13 protein-coding genes are annotated in these 19,396 nt (G+C 35.7%); all 13 read right to left on the reverse strand.

Annotation, left to right across the window (positions count from 1 at the left end):
* Positions 1-90 precede the first annotated feature (90 nt).
* The 13 genes from ACO05G_RS13215 to ACO05G_RS13275 all read right to left on the reverse strand — a co-directional run bounded on the left by ACO05G_RS13215 (position 91) and on the right by ACO05G_RS13275 (position 19,330).
* Entirely contained in the window at positions 91-6,288 is a 6,198-nt protein-coding gene (locus ACO05G_RS13215; protein WP_421763177.1) for a PKD domain-containing protein, read from the reverse strand.
* Between the two features lie 316 nt (positions 6,289-6,604).
* Positions 6,605-7,612: a glycosyltransferase family 2 protein gene (locus ACO05G_RS13220; protein ID WP_421763178.1), complete on the reverse strand. Its 1,008-nt coding sequence runs from the start codon at positions 7,610-7,612 to the stop codon at positions 6,605-6,607.
* On the reverse strand, positions 7,612-8,511 hold the full coding sequence (locus ACO05G_RS13225) for a sulfotransferase (RefSeq protein WP_421763179.1): 900 nt from the start codon (positions 8,509-8,511) through the stop codon (positions 7,612-7,614). Before ACO05G_RS13225 ends, ACO05G_RS13220 begins: the two co-directional genes overlap by 1 nt.
* A 49-nt stretch (positions 8,512-8,560) precedes the next feature.
* Positions 8,561-9,559: a hypothetical protein gene (locus ACO05G_RS13230; protein ID WP_421765727.1), complete on the reverse strand. Its 999-nt coding sequence runs from the start codon at positions 9,557-9,559 to the stop codon at positions 8,561-8,563.
* Positions 9,525-10,766, reverse strand: coding sequence for a polysaccharide pyruvyl transferase family protein (locus ACO05G_RS13235; RefSeq protein WP_421763180.1), 1,242 nt, complete (start codon positions 10,764-10,766; stop codon positions 9,525-9,527). Before ACO05G_RS13235 ends, ACO05G_RS13230 begins: the two co-directional genes overlap by 35 nt.
* A 5-nt stretch (positions 10,767-10,771) precedes the next feature.
* Complete coding sequence (locus ACO05G_RS13240) at positions 10,772-11,509, reverse strand: WbqC family protein (protein ID WP_421763181.1); 738 nt, start codon at positions 11,507-11,509, stop codon at positions 10,772-10,774.
* Complete coding sequence (locus ACO05G_RS13245) at positions 11,506-12,576, reverse strand: DegT/DnrJ/EryC1/StrS family aminotransferase (protein ID WP_421763182.1); 1,071 nt, start codon at positions 12,574-12,576, stop codon at positions 11,506-11,508. Before ACO05G_RS13245 ends, ACO05G_RS13240 begins: the two co-directional genes overlap by 4 nt.
* Positions 12,573-13,991: a lipopolysaccharide biosynthesis protein gene (locus ACO05G_RS13250; RefSeq protein WP_421763183.1), complete on the reverse strand. Its 1,419-nt coding sequence runs from the start codon at positions 13,989-13,991 to the stop codon at positions 12,573-12,575. The genes ACO05G_RS13245 and ACO05G_RS13250 overlap by 4 nt, the downstream gene beginning before the upstream one ends.
* A 152-nt stretch (positions 13,992-14,143) precedes the next feature.
* Positions 14,144-14,956 carry a glycosyltransferase family 2 protein gene (locus ACO05G_RS13255; protein ID WP_421763184.1) on the reverse strand — a complete coding sequence of 271 codons (813 nt, stop codon included), beginning with the start codon at positions 14,954-14,956 and terminating at the stop codon, positions 14,144-14,146.
* Between the two features lie 3 nt (positions 14,957-14,959).
* Positions 14,960-15,934, reverse strand: a complete 975-nt coding sequence (locus ACO05G_RS13260) for a polysaccharide biosynthesis protein (protein ID WP_421763185.1) — start codon at positions 15,932-15,934, stop codon at positions 14,960-14,962.
* Entirely contained in the window at positions 15,931-17,157 is a 1,227-nt protein-coding gene (locus ACO05G_RS13265; protein WP_421763186.1) for a hypothetical protein, read from the reverse strand. The genes ACO05G_RS13260 and ACO05G_RS13265 overlap by 4 nt, the downstream gene beginning before the upstream one ends.
* Positions 17,158-17,175: 18 nt before the next feature.
* On the reverse strand, positions 17,176-18,252 hold the full coding sequence (locus tag ACO05G_RS13270; protein ID WP_421763187.1) for a hypothetical protein: 1,077 nt from the start codon (positions 18,250-18,252) through the stop codon (positions 17,176-17,178).
* Positions 18,236-19,330 (reverse strand): glycosyltransferase, encoded by a 1,095-nt coding sequence (locus ACO05G_RS13275; RefSeq protein ID WP_421763188.1) that lies wholly within the window; start codon positions 19,328-19,330, stop codon positions 18,236-18,238. Before ACO05G_RS13275 ends, ACO05G_RS13270 begins: the two co-directional genes overlap by 17 nt.
* Between the last annotated feature and the right edge of the window lie 66 nt (positions 19,331-19,396).

Here is a 19,396-nt window from a genome sequence, read left to right on the forward strand (position 1 = left end):
AATAAGATTAATAAATCTTCTGACAGCCATTTAAATAAACTACTAACCTTTAACAATTAATTGATTAAAGACCCTAACGAATGTTCGTTTTTAAAGTTTAATGACTTTTCGTTGAGTTAATTCTCCATTAACATCTACGGTGATGTAATAAATGCCCGGATCTAGCAGGCTCATGTCAAAAATGAAATTATTTAACCCAGTGGAGGCAGAGTAAATCCGTTCAGTTTGTATTTTCCCAGCTGAGTTAAGCAAAGTAAGCTTAACAGCACCTTCATTAGGAACGATCACCTTCAATCTAAATTCATCTGAAACAGGATTTGGAAACGGGTCTTCTACACGGACCTTTGGCTGGATTGTCAAACACTTTTCGTTATCGATGGGATTTAAGTCTTCATAATCTACATAGGGAGAGGAAAGGCTGACACAAAAATAGGCAGGCTCTGAAGTGACAAGTGGAATACCCACGTTCAGGCTAACCAAAGTTGTTTCTCCTATGTCAATGAAGGTATTAATCTGCTCTGTGACCGTAAATTGATTTTCAAGGACAATTTGTGCTTCGAATGACTCCACCGGAAGGTTGCTGAGGTTTTGAATCTCTAAAAAGATCTTGCCAGTATTATTTTCCTGCACCAAATCGAATGATCCAATCGACAAGTCGATTTCAGGAACTTCAATCAATATTTCCTGATTTGTTGTGTCTACACAACCAAGGCTATTTAGTGCTACAAGCCCTATAACATGTGTTCCTGCATCCGAGAAAAGGTAAGTCTCAGCATTCGGGTCATTCCCTGCAGGTTCTCCGTTTAGCAACCATTCGAATGCAGTTGCTCCATCGGATGTATTGGTAAATGTCAATTGATCGTTTGGTAGGCCATAAGTTCTTGATGAAGTAAATGATGATGTAGGTGAGTCATTTATTTCTAAAGGCTGTGACACACTACTAATACATCCGGATTCGGTTAGTACTTCCAATGTCAGCGTATAGCTCTCACTTGCTAACTGATTTAAGTACAGGAGGCTTCCATTTCCTACTTCTTCATCATTCAGTCTCCAGGTCCTTGAGATGATCGGGTCATTAAACTCAGTTGATAGATCTAAAACTTCAATTAATACATTGTCACAATCACCGTCCATGCTAAAGTCTACGGTTGGAGGCTGTAAGATTTCGATCGTTTTGGTAATAGATTCGGCACAAAAGTTTTGACTGGTGACTTCTAAGGATACCTCGTAGCTTCCAAAATCATCAAATACATGACTCACATTTTCAGTCGTATAACTTACACCATCTACGAACCACAACCAGGAAATGATAGTAGATGAAGAGACCGTCATATCATCGAAACTGGTTTCCTCTCCAACACATCCTATTGTAGATGAGAAATCCGGTGAAGGTGATGGCTGTATTTCTATATCCTCATTATAGGTGGACTCACATCCGTTAGAACTGATAACTGCCAATGATACATTTATCACACCCGTTTCAGCAAAGTTCAATGTCGGATTTTGCTCTGTGGAAACTTCAACACCTTCAACAAACCATTGCCAGCCTACAATGTCCGCATTATTAACTGTACTTAAATCTGTAAAAGAAACACCGGACTCAGTGTTACAAGGCACCTCGAAATCGAAGTTTACTTGTGGGATATCAGAAACAGATACTTCAATTGTGATTTCGCTATCGCATCCATTTGCACTGGTTGCTGTTAAACTCACATCATAGTTTCCTGCTGTAGTATAAACATGACTTGGATTCTCACTTGTAGAGGTAAATCCATCACCAAAGTCCCAAAAATAGGATACTGCGTTGGTGCTTTGATTGGTAAATTGCATAGACTCATCCTGGCAGACAGAAGTTGCTGAGAAGTTGGGGGTTGGTAGATCATTTACCTCAATGACCTGAGAAGTAATTGTTGATTCGCAGGATCGGTAAATACTTTTCAGCTGGATGTTTTTCTGACCTGATTCAGCAAAAGTCAAAATAACGTCTTTGCTAGTAAACTCACCCAGGTCTGTAACGGTCCACACATATGTTACCTCTGAATTAAAGGAGCCATCTGAAGTGGTGTTGCTTAATGAAATCTCAGACCCAATACAAAACGGTATTGATTCTATATCAAAAGTAGGTGTTGGTGGGTTTCTATTGACTCGTACCGTTTGGATTTGCGTATCGTTGCAATCTCCTGACGCATCAATTGCAACAAGTGTGATTTGAAAGGTACCTGTATCGGCATATACCTTGGTGGGCTCGATCAGAGTCGAAGTTTCTCCATCACCAAAATCCCAACTATAGGTAGAAGCATTCGAGCTATTATTTGTCAGAAAAAGTGTTTCTGAAAGGCATATCGTATCTGCCTGAAAATCTGCAATAGGAGCCGGAGTAATGTTAAATGTATCTTGAACGATTATAGATTCACAACCGGGAATATGCGCCTGCAAGCCTATGATCTTCTCTCCGGGTGTGTCAAAGGAAAGTTCCAAATCTCGATCTGTAGAAATTTCAGATTCATTTAAGAACCAACGATATTCCATTATTCCGTTGTAGCCACTACTATCAATGGTATTGGTAAAGTTGAATGTAACATTTTCACATAATGCAGGAAAGGAGGAATCAAACGTAGGTGTGGGCGGTTCAGGGTAGATGGTAATTTCTTCTTCATAAAAATTGTCACACGTGCCATCGTTTACATCTACTCTTACAAGATACGTCCCTGGTCCTCCCAAAGTGTCAAATAATACTTGCGGGTTTTCTTCATTGCTATCCTCTATCCCATCGTCATCAAAATCCCATGAGTAGGATGTGAGACCGGTGATAGTGGGCGTGAAAGTAATTGAGCTTGTAATACAACGTGAAGAACTTAAGTTAAAATCAATATCCGGAGCTATGTCCATCGATACATCTACACTATCAAGATAATAATCAACATGTCCTTCTGCATCTATCGCTTTAAGGGTAATATATTTTCTTCCCGAGGTACTGTAGCTCACTCCATTAGGCTCAAATTCACTACTCTCTGCAACAGAAGCGCTGCAATCATCTGGAAAAGTGATCTGATATAAATTATTATTTGTAAATCCAATCCCAAAGGCCGTCCAGGCGCTGCTGTCTTTCCCCATCGAAAAAGCAAAGCTATTCGATGATAGGACTCCAAGGTCACCCAGGTTGATTACATCTGGTATATTAACCATACTTGAACCAAAATCTAAACGTACAAGATCGCCTCCTCTTAACTGAACGAAACCATAATAATCAGCCCCATCAACTACCAACTCAGCCTTTGTTGCACTTGGGAAACTACCAGAAATATCAGTGAGTGATGGTATGGAACTCAACGATGTACCAAAACTTAGCTTTGAAACTTTACTATCGGTAAATGAGGTGATCAGTCCATACCAGCTATCGCACTCTCTAATTAATTGAATATCATTAATCTCGGAATAACCTGCAATAGGTATCGTATCCGATTTAATTACCGAGGGGCTGGTTCCAGCGTAACGTAGACGAACAAGGGAGGCAGCATTATCACCTGCCACGAAAGTATATATACTGTCTTCATCAACTACTGAGGTAATATCATTATTGCCTTCATATAACCCTATTCCTTCTAAAAGCTCCTCCGTAGGTTCGTTTGATAGGCTGTCCCCAAATGAATAACGAACTAATCGGCTGTCGACTATATTCACCATTAACCCATACCACTCACCATCAACTTGGTAAAAAGATATACCGTTAGGTCCAGAAATTCCAACACTATTTTCTAAGGATGAAACAGAAGGATTTGAACTCAAACTATCCCCATAATTCAAACGCAAAACACTACCAATTCCATTTCTGCTTGATACAAATCCATACCATAGATTATGATCTCCTACTATTTCAATATCAAAAGCATCATTATAATCCGTATTTTCTTGCAGTGAAAGAGCTGAGGGCACAAATTCAATCTCGCCTTGGCAAAAATCCCATTCGTAAGAATTTGAATTAACAGACAAATTTGTTAATTCCAATAAACCCTCTATACATAAATCAGCAACGGAAGTAAACGCCCCCGTAGGGCAAGAAGAGGCTAGGACATTTAGAGGTTTGTCTACCTGAAAACCACAACCTTGAGCTGTTAATATGCTTAGGGTCACGGTAAAGCTCCCTTCATCGAAAGTAAAAGATGCATCCTTTGAGGAACTAGTCCCAAGTCCATCAAAGTCCCAGTTCCAACTTACAATTGAATCATTCGATAGAGTTAAGTCAAGACCTGAAAATTCAGTCGGTAAATTCTCTATGGCTTCACCTATTGTAAAATCAGCTAATTGTCCATCATTTACTTCTATTTCTTCCGAATAAGTCGTCTCACAGCCTGTTCCGTTCATTACTGTTAATTGGACTGTGTATGTCCCTGCGGATAAATATTGGTAAACAGTATCTGATTGGCTGCTAGTCCCTTCCCCATCACCAAAATCCCAAGCATAACCTGTAATATCTGCTCCGATAACTTCACTAGTAAACTGAATAGGTTCTCCAAAACAATTGTTAGTATAATTAAAACTCACATCAGGCCCTTCATTGATTGTAATATCCTGACTTGTCAAAGTAGAACTACACCCGGGGACAAAACTTTGAAGTGTGATAGTTTTTACCCCTGAAGAAAGAAAAGTATAAACTGTGTCTTTTTGATTTGCCGTATCTCCATCGATCACCCATTGATACGTCAATACATCATCATACCCTGTTTCATCTGTTGTATTGGTAAGCGTAAATTCATTATTCGTGCAAAATGTTCCAGACGTGGTTATGTTTAACGTAGGTGTGGGCGGTTCAGGGTAGATGGTAATTTCTTCTTCATAAAAATTGTCACACGTGCCATCGTTTACATCTACTCTTACAAGATACGTCCCTGGTCCTCCCAAAGTGTCAAATAATACTTGCGGGTTTTCTTCATTGCTATCCTCTATCCCATCGTCATCAAAATCCCATGAGTAGGATGTGAGACCGGTGATAGTGGGCGTGAAAGTAATTGAGCTTGTAATACAACGTGAAGAACTTAAGTTAAAATCAATATCCGGAGCTATGTCCATCGATACATCTACACTATCAAGATAATAATCAACATGTCCTTCTGCATCTATCGCTTTAAGGGTAATATATTTTCTTCCCGAGGTACTGTAGCTCACTCCATTAGGCTCAAATTCACTACTCTCTGCAACAGAAGCGCTGCAATCATCTGGAAAAGTGATCTGATATAAATTATTATTTGTAAATCCAATCCCAAAGGCCGTCCAGGCGCTGCTGTCTTTCCCCATCGAAAAAGCAAAGCTATTCGATGATAGGACTCCAAGGTCACCCAGGTTGATTACATCTGGTATATTAACCATACTTGAACCAAAATCTAAACGTACAAGATCGCCTCCTCTTAACTGAACGAAACCATAATAATCAGCCCCATCAACTACCAACTCAGCCTTTGTTGCACTTGGGAAACTACCAGAAATATCAGTGAGTGATGGTATGGAACTCAACGATGTACCAAAACTTAGCTTTGAAACTTTACTATCGGTAAATGAGGTGATCAGTCCATACCAGCTATCGCACTCTCTAATTAATTGAATATCATTAATCTCGGAATAACCTGCAATAGGTATCGTATCCGATTTAATTACCGAGGGGCTGGTTCCAGCGTAACGTAGACGAACAAGGGAGGCAGCATTATCACCTGCCACGAAAGTATATATACTGTCTTCATCAACTACTGAGGTAATATCATTATTGCCTTCATATAACCCTATTCCTTCTAAAAGCTCCTCCGTAGGTTCGTTTGATAGGCTGTCCCCAAATGAATAACGAACTAATCGGCTGTCGACTATATTCACCATTAACCCATACCACTCACCATCAACTTGGTAAAGAGTAAACCCATTGGGATCAACTATTGAATTAGTATTAGGTAAGCTTTCGGTAGTAGGATTACTCCTTAAATCGTCATTAAATATATTACGTAATATGGCATCTGAACTTCTACTATTAATAAATCCATACCACCTATTATTATCGTTCATGATCTCCAAGTCAAAGCTTAAGTTGTAGGCACCATTAGCACCTAAAGATGATGCGGTAGGAATATTTGATAAATCTTCCCCACAAAAATCCCAATTATAATTCACCCCACTAATGGTCGAGTTAGAAATAAGTAATCTTTGATTTAAGCATAAATCTGAGGCGATAGTATATTCAGTTGATGGACATTGGGCAAACAATGTTCCATTAATAAAAAAAAACAATATGATAATTAGAGTTCTCACTTCTATTGACCTACGTGTTTTGATAATCTATCTAGTTCTATCAGGTTTGAAATAGGTTCTTTTTAGATAGGTTGAAGCGATACGATTGAAATTTTTAGTGCAAAAAGTCAAATTGATTTTCAAATGTACAGTTAGTATAAATGAAAGGCCATAAATCTGCTTTATATTCGATAAAACGTATTTTATTTTGTATCACCTTCCAATAAAGGTTTATTAATTGCCGGAATTTCTACAATCTAGCCCTCTCTAAATTATGGAGAATACATTGTTATCCTTATCAAAAAGTCGGATTAATAAGTATCATTCCAAACAAGTATTAAAGAAATCCTAGCTTAGATATAAATCGATTAAAGATCCCAATACTTCTGTCGAACAATATAAAACTTACCAACACACCAAAATAACACGCTCTATGAATATTACTAGCGTATCTAATTTTAGCGTAAGATTTAATTAATCTTCTTCCTCTGATTGCAAATTTTAATCGAAACATGAGCGGTTTTGACTTCATATGCTTTAGAAAAAGCATTTCATGAATTTTTAATCTTATTAGATCAACATACTTAGTATCCTCTTGAAGTAGATTAGAATACAATAAAAGTGTGCTTTCAACATGATTCTTCGATAGTTCTTTCCACTCTTTAGATTTTGTAGTTCCATGAGAATGATCCCTGTAAACTCCCATTGCTTCTTCGAAAAAATAGGCACTGCCCTGTAATCCAAGTAGTTTAACCAATGGTTTGTCTCCATAAGGAAGAGACTTAAACCATTCAGGAATTAAAATGTTATTTCGAAAAACCAAGGAAAGCGTGTTGTAAACATATGTTCCTGCAATTATATCAGGTTGATCGTAAGTAGTTTTCTTAATTGAATAAGCGAGTGAAGTATTACGTCTTATTTTTTGAGTTGACTGGTCAAGTGTATGAACATTATGAAAACAAAAACTAAGTTCCGGTCGACTTTCAAGCAAGTCAATCTGTTTTTGTAGTTTATTTTGATCTGTCCAGAAATCATCTCCTTCCACAAGAGCAATATATTTTCCTCGTGCAGCCTGAAGGTTTGCAATCATGTTAAATCTTCCCGTAGGCCTTCCGTTTACGTAAATAACATCTTTGCGCGACCTTAAGAATAGATTTATTTTTTTAGGATATTTTTCCTCGAATACCTTACAAATCGTCCTAGTTCCATCAGTCGATTCATCCTCACCTATGATTATTTCAAAATCAAAATCTGTTTTTTGATTTAGTACACTTTCCAGGCATTGGCTAACATATCTCTCATGGTTGTAAGTTTGAATACAAACGGATAAAAGTGGCTTATTCATCAATATTCTGTGAAAGAATTATGGTAACTGACTATTTGATTTTTTATTTTTTGGGAAATTTTCCAAAAATTTTTGTTTTCAAATTCTACAGAATCTGTATCAGATTTAGCCAAGTCACTCCCACATATGTTAGTTACAAAGTCAATAATTTTTTGGGGGCTTTGACAAAATGACTCGTAGCTTATTTCAAAATAATTATTATTGGGGATTTTATTCAATCCCTCGCTTATTGACTTATTTGTTAGAAAAACTTGATTATACACCTGCTCAACTGCACTAAGTTTCTCAAGCTTTTTAAATTCAGGGTTTTTAAAAGAATACCATTCCCCATAGTCTCCATAGAATTCCTGTCTTGACTCAAGTATTGATTGAGTATTGAAACAAATATCTCGCTTAATAAAAATAAAGAAGCAATTATCGATGTTCTTATACAAGAAAGGAATATTCCAATTCATAATCATTCCTTTCATGAAAAGTGGAGCATCATGAGCCAACTGAATTTTTTTTAATCCATGAGTGAACCCTTGAACATCACTGGAGAGCAATTTTTGATCCTCTGAAATCTTGAAAAATTTTCTCCAATAATACCAGAATTCGTGTGGTGCATTTAACCCACTGGTTTTACCCAATCTAGAGGAGTATTTCTGATCTTTTTCTGTTTGAAATTCTCCCAAATGATCAAAATCAATTAAAATTTGGCTAATCATACTCCCTAACATCGGCGAAAAGTAAAATCTTGAAAGAATGTTATTAGGATAACACAAATTTGTGTTCTCAGCTAGAAACTGGGATAAAAGAGTTGTTCCCGATCTTGCCACTCCCATAATAAAAAAAATTGGCTTGCTAGGTAAATCACCCTGTACAAGTTCATTGTCTATATGTCCAATTTTTCTTTCCAAGAAGGATAGAAGTTCTTCCAACCTTGGATCTCTTTTGTGCGAATGTCTTCTATTTGAATTTTCCAACCGAAAACAAATTTTCTATAATAAATTCCATCTCCATTCTTCCATATCTTTGATCTATTGGCAGGCAAAGCAAGTCATTAAGTAATTTTTTTTCAAACTGTTCTTTATTAAATCTTTCATCAATTCCAGGCCAATAAGTTGGGATAAATATCTTCCTTTTTATTAATTCTTTTCTGAACTTTTCACCATTAGGTATTAAGAGCGGATAACATAAAGGCGCATTAAATTTACCGGCAAATGAAATTTCGTTTATATCATTTAGATGTTTTGATAAAAACGAAAAATTTTGATTCCTTATCTCTAATCCACTATTGAAATCAATTTGACTATAGAGTCTTTCAGTCAATTTCGACATTTTTAACATTATCGAATTATCAATCGACTCCTCGTTTGATTTAAAATTTTGATAACCGCTTTCAGCGCCACAATCAATTCTCGAGATAAGATGTGATATTCTATTATGCGAATAGCTATTATCTAATTCTATTTTAGAATCTATTACATTAGTGAGACCACCATCTGGAAGACCAAAGAACTTTCGAGGTGAATAAAAGACAGGGGTATCGATTAATGGCTCATTATAAAATGCCTGAGCAAAATCCAGGATAAGATGACCTTTATAAGTTGTACTTAAATCACTACACACTCTCCCACATATGCCAAAGAAATTAGAATAAAGAAGGTATTCATTTGGCTCAGGTTTCCTGTTAAGTAGAGGTTTAAAGTTTCTATCAATAGAATAGAAATCGAACGGAATTTTCAATCTATTAAGTGGTTGTAAGAGAACGGGGCAACTATAAGCTGGTAATAAAATCTTTTTGACACCAAGTGATTGTAGAATATATTCAAATGCATGCCTACCGCTATTTAGCTTGGTAAGATTACCATAAAGGGCTTCCCTTTTCTTCAACTCCAGCTCAAAATATCCTCCAATTTCTGAAATCATATCATTTAAGCAATCGATTTCCAATACTTTTTGCAAAAGGTAATTTATTGAGAATCTTATGCATGATTTCTGCCGTTTTCAAGGCACTTTCATAGCGTTGCAATTCCTTAAAATCCTGGTTTAGTATTTTGATTCCAGTGAGCAAATCATTTTGATTAAATACGAAATCCATACTCTTGTTGGAATATGTTATTTGATGATTAATTCCGTTCTCCTCTAGCAAATGAACATAATTGTTAAACCTCATTTCATAACACTTATTGAAGCCCTCAAAGTCCAATTCATCGTATAATTCCTGAAGAGATTTATACTTATGCAACCTTGAAGATTGTACAAAAGGGATTTTGAAAAATTCTGAAATTTCTCGCACTCTTAAGTCCCTAGCAATCATAACAGCCGGTATACCTCGAATCAATGCTGAAATGCAGCCATGAAGCCTAGAGCCAAGAATAAAATCGTGCTCGCCAATTTTTTTAAACCAGGTTCCAAAATTTTCAGGAAAATAGCCATAACTCTTAATTAGATTAATGAATTCATCATGAGCGCCCTGCGCTTTCATATCTGCAAGTTCAGCATTTAATAATTTCTTGTCTTCTTTCAGATTATCAGTAAAAACTACCTCATCTAGAAAGTCTTGACCTATTAAAGGGATATTAGATATCAAATGAAGCAACTCAGGTCTTGCTAAAGTTCTATGATAAACAACTGCAGGATTATTAAATGTTGAAGGTTTAGTAATCTTGAATTTTGGATCATTTGGCCAATAAAGAGTCGGGCAGCCAATTGGTACGGCATTGGAAAAGCCATGTTTATATAAAATACTTGCGGTATAATTCCCTCTAACCCCAATGTACTTACTTCGATCACTTACAATTTCTAACAATCTAACCATTGAAGGATGTAAATTATTTACGCTTGTTGATGAGCCAGAGTAATCTTGAATTCCTAAAGAAAAAGCATGAACCGGCATCTTTAGTTTCTCAATCACTGAAGTATATTCTGACACATCTCTCCAACTTGTGACATGAGTTGCAAATGCTATTACGCAAGCATCATATGTGCGATTAAGGTTATCTATATCTGAAAAATCATCAACATAATCAGCAGCCAGCTGTTTTATTAAAGCTCTTGAGATTAATGAAGCTCCATGATTACTTGCATACCGTGTATTATCCAACTTCCATTGATGAAAATCTCCTGGATAATTATAGTCTGGACCCAGACCAATGATCATTGTTTTCATAAACTTTAAATGCTTGTAAGATTCTTAAGAGAATAATCTTTAATTAGATCAAAAGTACCTTTCTTTCCATTAAAAAAAAGCGAATCAATAATTGAAAGGCCTGGTATAAAATTTCTATTTGATTGATAATATGACGAAAGGTTATTTTCTAAAATATTTAAATCAATACCATTATTAATAAAATTTTTAACTTCAAAAATGCCTTTGCCACCAGGAGGATTCACATAAGAATTTCCTCCCAAAAACTTAGTTATTTCAAGCGCCCAATCTCCAGGGCCAGTAACCTTTGATTCAATATCATGAAAGCATTTCATTTTGGAAAAAACTTCAAAATCCAAGGATATTCCTAAATAATCAAGAATATCAATTGAAATTTCAATATTTAATTCGGCTAAGTATTCATTTTTTGTTGAAGATTTTAATGTTTCCATTAAAAACTCGTAAATTTCAGAATAATATTCTGAGTATTTTCTGTAAAAATGCAACTTGTTAGCAAATTCATCTATCCAGTTAACATCGTTATTTACTTTTATCTCTCTAATCGAGGTTTTCTGGCTTTGTTTATGAATTGGAACTCTTATATACGCCCACTTATCATGTTCAACCAAAATCCTGTTCCTGTTCATCCAACTCTTTCTTAAGTATTGGGCGGTATCAAAGAAAATCCACTTATCAGAATGATACATTAATGAATAGTACCCTAAATACGGAGCAAAATATGGCTGCATTATTCCTGTTATCATTCTATTGCCTGATTAATAATTTCACATATTTCTTCAACCTCAGTTTCATTTAAGTCAAAATATGTAGGCAGACATAATATTCGTGATGCAATGTCTTCGGCGTGAACGCATTCCGAGTACTTTACATATGGCAGTTGATTCAATACCGGATAGAAATACCTTCGTGGGTAGATTTCATGTTTATTTAATTCACTTAAAGCACTATTTAGAACATTCTCTGATTCAAAAATCACAGGAACATAAGAGTAATTATATTGAGTATTTTCCGAAATTTTTTGAAAAGTAACAGCATCAAGTTTTTCTAAATAGATCATATAAAGTTTCTTCCTTTTGGCAATTATTTCTTCCAAATAAGGAAGACAAGCAAGACCCATCGCAGAATGGAACTCAGAATTTTTAGCGTTTATTCCTAGCCCATAAAACTCTAGAGGATTTTTATGTCCAAAATTTCGCATATAGTTAATCTTGTTTGAAAGATCTTTATCTGAAGTTTCGATAATGCCTCCCTCAACCATATGAAAGAGCTTAGTTGCATGAAGGCTTGTTGCACTAGCGTCTCCAAAGGATCCTATATTATGGCCTTTACTTTTAACTCCAAATGCATGAGACGAGTCATAGATTAACTTTAGATTATTTTTCCTAGCAACTCTTTCTAATTCAATTAATTCACAGGGATTTCCAAATACATGTGTTGCTAAAATTGCTGAAGTCTTATTTGTAATAAGTGATTCGATTCTTTTCACATCAATGTTCCAAGAATCTGGATCGATATCACAAAATACTGGATCAAGACCCTCCCAAACTAAACTACTCACTGTTGCCACATAGCTGAACGGAGAGGTAATAACTTCACCTTCTAATTCTAGTGCTTGAAAAATAAGCTGAAGGCTCATTGTCCCATTATTTACGATCTGTAAATAATGGGAATTAAGTTTCCTGCCTATTTCATTTTCTAACTTACGAAGTAGCGGGCCGTCATTTGTCAGCCAGTTATTTTTCCATATTTCATTTAAAAAACTAATATATTCTTCCTCCGGTGGTAAAAAAGGTTTTGTGACTTGTATCATTTTTTAAATATGGACTTCATTTTAGAAAAGGTAAATATCAAGGCATTTTTATTGGTCATGTAACTTATCAGAATGAAGGCTATGAAGTATTGAATTGTACACAATACAAATTCCATTATTGAATCAATTCTACCAATGGTAAAGTAACAGGCAAACCCACTAACAATGGCTGGAATAGCGGTCACAATAAATGAATGCCATTGCTGAAGTATTTTCACCTGAATTATTTTATTTACCATATACATGTTTATTGTTTGTGCTATTATTCCATGAAAAATCATTGCCAAGAGAAACATTTTCATACCCCCGAACACAGCTACGGCAAGAGGTAAAGTGCGTAAAATCTTTTTAATAATTTCCAGTTTAAGGTTCAAACCAGCATACCCCATTCCTAACATTAAATTGACCATAAGCGCCCCAGTTGGCTTAAGGTAGCTATTAATGACAATTAATTTGAATAAAATTATTGACGCGCTCCACTTAGCAGTAAAAAGTTGAACTATTAAAAATTCTGCAGATATATAAAGAACTCCCGATAATGAAAGTGTAATCAATAAAATCGAACGATAACTATTAAGATAAAGATCTATCAGTCTTGGCTTATTACCTTGATATTTACTAATGACGGGAAAAAAAACACTCAGAATACTCGTTGAGCTCAAGCTCTCTAATTGTCCTGCGAAAGATTGAGCTTTTGAATAAAAACCTACAGCTGAAGCACTGAAAGATTTTGCGAAAATTAAAATATCCAATCTTGTAAAGACAACAGAAAGTAGATCTGTCGCCAATTTCTTGATTCCGAAATTCAATATACCACTTACACTATTAAGGCTCAATTCAAACCTTGGATACCATTTAGAATTTAACAGGAGCATTGAGCTCTGGACAAAAGTGAAAGTTAACTGCTGAAAAATAAGTGACCATATATTAAAATCATTCAGAACTAGATAAATGGCAACAATTGCAGAAATTAAAGTACTTACCACATTTATAACTGATAGAACCCGAAAATTAAGTTCCTTGACTAATTTAATCCTCTGAATAAACCCGAGGGAGGATAATAAGATATCCAATGAAGCAACTCTAATTAGTAGTTTTAGATCTTCATAGTTATAAAATGCTTGAAACAAATCAGCACTCATGTAAACAATGAGATAAATAAACAAGCTTAAGAATACATTTAACCAAAAGACAGTGCTAAGAGCGACTGTTGAAGCGCTTTTAGTTTGAATTAGACCGGCCCCCATGCCAGATTCAGCAAAAACCTTGATAAGCGATATTATTACAAGTAACAGTCCAAAAACCCCATAATCCTCGGGTTCCAATATTCGAGTTAGGACTATTGAAACAAGAAAAAATATTGATTGATTAATCAATTTTGCTGAAAAGTCCCAAACCAAATTTTTAAGAATCAATTGCTTATGATTGAAAGATTTATAATCAGTGCTCTATCTAACTTTAAAAAAATCAATTCAAAGAAGAACTATAAAACATAAAATCACTCTTAATCCTAGCACTGAGGATAATGATTGATTATTCTTTAGTATTAAAATGAGAATTTGGAGTTTTACATACCATTAATAATTTCTCGTAGTGCGATTAAATACTTCCCTTTACCTAATGCTGACTTAATGATCACACTTTTTACTTTAAATCTTAGTTTTTTTAAACGTTCGCTTGTCAGAAATCCGCTTTTTTTTATTCTCTTGTAAAGTTCTTTGTAGCCAAGTACCAAATTAGGAATATTATTGACCGAATTTTGAGATGTAACTCTCCTAAGGTAGCAGGTGCTCTCACTATATGCATAATTACCCTTTTCAGATATATTGATGTAAAACCACAAGTCTTCTGCAAAAGACACACTTACATCAAACTTGTAAATAACCCCCTCCAACCTCCTAATCATCCAAGTAATTCCAAAAAAACATGAATCATTTAGATTTAGCAACTCGCTTAGTGGATTGCCTTTAAAAGAAGGTTTCCATTTACTTATGGTCTTTGTCATTGTTTTATCATATGACAAAACAATACCATCCACAAAGTCAATAGTACTATCCAACTCAAACAACCTGATTCGAGATTCTAATGATGATTTGGTAAGCATATCATCAGCATCTAAAAAACAAAAAAAATCACCCTTCATGTTATCCAAGCCAACATTTCTGGCAGTACTCACACCTTTATTTTTCTGCTCACAATATTTGATTCGTGCATCATCAAAAGAGTCTATGACTTTTTTAGTATTATCCACACTTCCATCATTGATAATAAGCAATTCAAAATTGGGGTAGTGTTGATCTAATACAGACTGAATCGCTTCAGCTATATACATTTCTGCGTTATAGGCAGGCATGATCACCGATACTAGCGGTTCGCTCATTAGCTATCGTGGAAGTTGCTTTTTTATTTCTTCGATCGTGAGGAAATCAGAATTTTTACCTGAGCTGTATTCCTCAAGCTCAAATGCTTCTGCCTGGTAGTGTTTCACATACTCCTCTCTCTTTATTCCTATCTCAGGCATTATTATGAAGAAACCATCAGATTTAATGGTTTGCTTTGCCTCAAATTCGGAGATCAGAATCTCGTGCATTTTCTCAGCAACTCTTGGGCCTATAACCTGTTTTTTGCAAGAAGCACATACCGCCTCTGCTACATCACCAACCTTGTAAGAAGGGGCTATTGGTACAATAACCTCACCGCCCAAACTTTTATTTAAGGCAAATTGAATGAGATCAATTCCTTCTTCCATAGTGATGCTAAACCGAGTCATCTCTGGATGGGTAATGGGAAGCTCACCAGTATCCTTCAACTTCATAAATAAAGGGATAACTGATCCTTTCGAACCAAAAACGTTTGCATATCTAACCACTGAGAAGATCGTCTTTGCTTCGGAAAGTGAGTTAGCAGACATAAATAATCGCTCTAAAATTAGCTTAGTACCTCCATAGACATTGATGGGTAAAGCTGCTTTGTCAGTAGAAAGTGCTACCACCTTTTTCACCTCATTAGCGATACATGCATCAATTAAATTTTGACTCCCCAGAATATTCGTCTTTACTGCTTCCATAGGATTCTCTTCTGCCATGGGCATGTGCTTCATAGCAGCACTATGGATGACAATGTCAATTCCGCGGCACACTCCCATGATCTTTTCACGGTCCCTTATGTCTCCAATCACAAAATGCACACGATCACTCCAGTGGGCAAATGCTCTTTTTTGTTCGTAATGCTTTTGTTCATCACGAGAAAAAATAATCAGTCTATTGATATCAAAGTGTTCTAAAATATAGCTTGCATAAGCCTTTCCAAAGGATCCGGTTCCGCCGGTAATTAGTATATTTTTTCCGTCTAATTTCATTTTACTAGCTCTTGTATTGCGTCCCTAAATATGAGATTCAACTTTTTAAACCCACGATATTCCAGACCTACCTCTCTACAATGTTTTCGTAATTCGTTTTTATCCTTATCCAGAAAAAACTGAATTTCTTTTGCTGCTTTTTTGATATAAGGTTCTTCGAAATCCTTTACCACCACACCCACATTCTTTTCTAAAGCATAAAGATAATCTTCAGATATTCCCTCTGTGATTAGAAAAGGAAGGCCGGCACATAGGTATTCACCTACTTTAATATTTGAAATAAACTTTTTTGACGGCCCGGGAGGCACTGAAATTACCGCAAAATCGGCAGATGAAAAATACCTATGTATATCCTTATAATCAGAATGAGCAATGGTATATTGCTCATTTGACACATTAGCATTATCAAATAGCGCAATGACTTCTTCATCTTCGTGCGGTGTAACAATCAAAAAGTGCAGGTTCGGAATCTCCTCCTTCAACCATTTGAACATGAAAGCTGCCTCTTCTCGATAATATAAATCACCAAATTTTCCAGGATAGAAGAGAAGGTGGGTATCATTAGTTATTCCCAGTTCCTGTCTTACCTTTTTTCTATCTAATGCAGAGAAGATAAATTTTTGGTCATTAGCAACCGTCGGGATCTTAAAAAATGGTGTATCAAACTTCCAAACATCCCGAACGCGTTCCTCCATAAACCGAGTCCCTGATGCTATAACACTAGCTCGTGCAGCTGCCTTCCGTTCGAGATAATGACTAAATTTATACTGAAGACTCTCTTTTGCCCACATTCCGTTATCAATCGCATATTCAGAATGAGGTTCAAATTGATAAAGGAAAAATTTATTTCTGAGCAGAAGCGAATAGAGGTATAAAAATGTTCCGGCAACAGAGCCTAGCGACAATGCATACTTATATCCCTGAAATCGCAAAGTGGTTAAGGCAAAAAACCCTTGAATGATATCCAGTGCTTTTGCTACTATACCAGTTCCTGGATTCCATTTTAGTCTTTTCCATTTTAACCCTTCTGCCACCCATTCATTAACAAGGGTTTGCTGTTCATCTGTTAACGGAAATAACGGATTCTCATACGTAATTAAATAGAAGTCAACTGACCTTTCAGTATCATTTAAGTAGTCTTTGATATACAGCCAGAAATTGGATTGTATCAAAGGATCGAATAACCGATTATAAAGAAAAATGGTGACCTTCTTACGCTTCATTTGTTACGAATCATAGATTCAAGATGGCAAACTTGCTAATATCTTTTCAATTCGATCGATTTGTTTGTCGTAAGTATGATCAAGTGCGTAATTTTTTCGTTGATCGACCATTTCTTTCGATGAACACTTATCTAAGTTTCTTAATACGTACTGGAATTTGGAAGGCCACTCCACATTTCTGTTACTCATAAAGAGAAGCTCTTTATTTTGATATTCTTGGGTAAAGGTCGAAACGATTGGTTTACCAGAATAAAGATATTCAAGGACTTTATGTGGATTAGCGAGCTGTTCTTTAAAAATATCTGCTTTGTAAGCGATAATGAGTATATCCATTTCGCTGTAAAATGACTGAACCTGATCCGATTTAAGAACTCCCACATAATGCATATTTGGCATGCCATTGAAATATGATTGAATTCCCTCAGATTTTAATGACCCAGCAAAATAAAAATCTACTTCTTGGTATTCGGAGGATACGCTTTTAATCAATTCCCAATCTAAATACTGAATATCGAGATTACCAGCATATCCTACAGCAACAGTGCCCTCTGATTTTCTTTGGGGGATAAAATCAACAGACTGCATGCTAACATTGTATCCGTGATTGATTAAAAATACGCGGCTATTATAAGTCTCAAGCCTTTGCTGGATAAATGTAGTTGTGCAGAAGCAAACTTGAGCTGTTTTTGCGGCTATTTCCATTTCATAATCCATATTGAGATCCACAATATGTGAGATGGTCAACACCCTGGAAGGAAAAACATCCATTTGATAAAAAACAGAATTATCGAAGGACCATACCACATCAAAATGAAGTCCTGCAATAGCTTCAATTTTTTCATAAATATTCGATTGATTTTTCTTTCTAAGCCAGAAAGGAAGAAATCTTTGACCTTTCCAAAACCCTGGATAGTTTACTACCCTGATGTTATCATTATTTGTATTAATTATATTCCAAGAATTACCAGGAGGGTTTAGAAATACTACCCGATTACCACGTTTAGCCAAATGCGTTGCATAATGATGCTTAGATACAGAAATATGATCCCAGGACTCAGGTGAGATCAGTAATATATTTTTACCTACTAATCGCATTTAAAACATCATAATAAGTTTTGGCTACTTTCTTGGGTGAAAAAGCATCGTTTGTTTCTACTGACCAGTTAGAAGATACTAGTTTTCTCATTGCTTCACTGAATGCGTGTTCAGACTGATCTTCCACAAGCACTCCATTTGTTTCATTTACAAATTCCGGAATTCCTCCGACTTTACTAGCAATCACCGGACATCCACAGCTTAAAGCTTCTGCACATACAATACTGAATGTTTCGTACTCGGAACTGTGGATAAAACCCGCCGCTTGTTGCATTTCAAAAGCTATCTCTTCCGAATTCATTTTGCCAAGAAAATTTACAGCCCCTGTGAGTTTTAATTCGCTAACCAGCCTTTTCATTTCATCTAGTAAGGGACCGTAACCGCCTATAATTAATTCCGCCTTATGATGGTTTTGTGAAAAAGAATGGAAGGCTTGGAGGATAAGAAATGGATTCTTAGGTTTCTTCCATTGGGCAACCATAAATAAGCGATTCGGTTTACGATTGACTTTTTTATTAGGCTTAAATACTGATGTATCCACAATATTTGGAACCAAATATTGTGGGAATTTTGCTTCACTGAACGTTTCAATATCATGCATTAAAGCTTTTGAAACTGAAATAACTGGTATATTCTGTCTGAATATTCGTTTAATTCTAGGAGGTGGTTTTGAGAGTCCAAAATTGAAATGGTATGCACTCCAATGTTCGGTGATAACCGTTTTTGGTTTAACCCAACGCTTCACCCAATGCCAAAAAGTAAGATTTGGATAAGCAACATGAAAATTAATGATATCGAAAGTGTTTGCTTTTACCCGTAATAATGACCAACATAATGTGACGAATGAAAGCAATTCTATTACTATCCATTTTTTAACTGGAATATTAATTTGAATATGACGTGCTAGAAAACTTTTCTCCTTTCGAAATCTGAATGCGCCAGGGTTCATACTTAAATGGAGAACCGTTTGATCTATTGATTTAATAGATCCCAAAGCAGCAATATGCCTTTCAATAAATAAAGCTTCTTTCGGGTTTTCCTTATGAGGGAACCATGATGTGATATGGAGAATTTTCACCTGCTTATAAGAATCATTACTAAAACTTAATTATTAAAAAGAAATTATCATTGCGATTCAATTCTT

It is taken from the genome of Ekhidna sp. (genome assembly GCF_965227465.1).
Lineage (GTDB): Bacteria > Bacteroidota > Bacteroidia > Cytophagales > Cyclobacteriaceae > Ekhidna.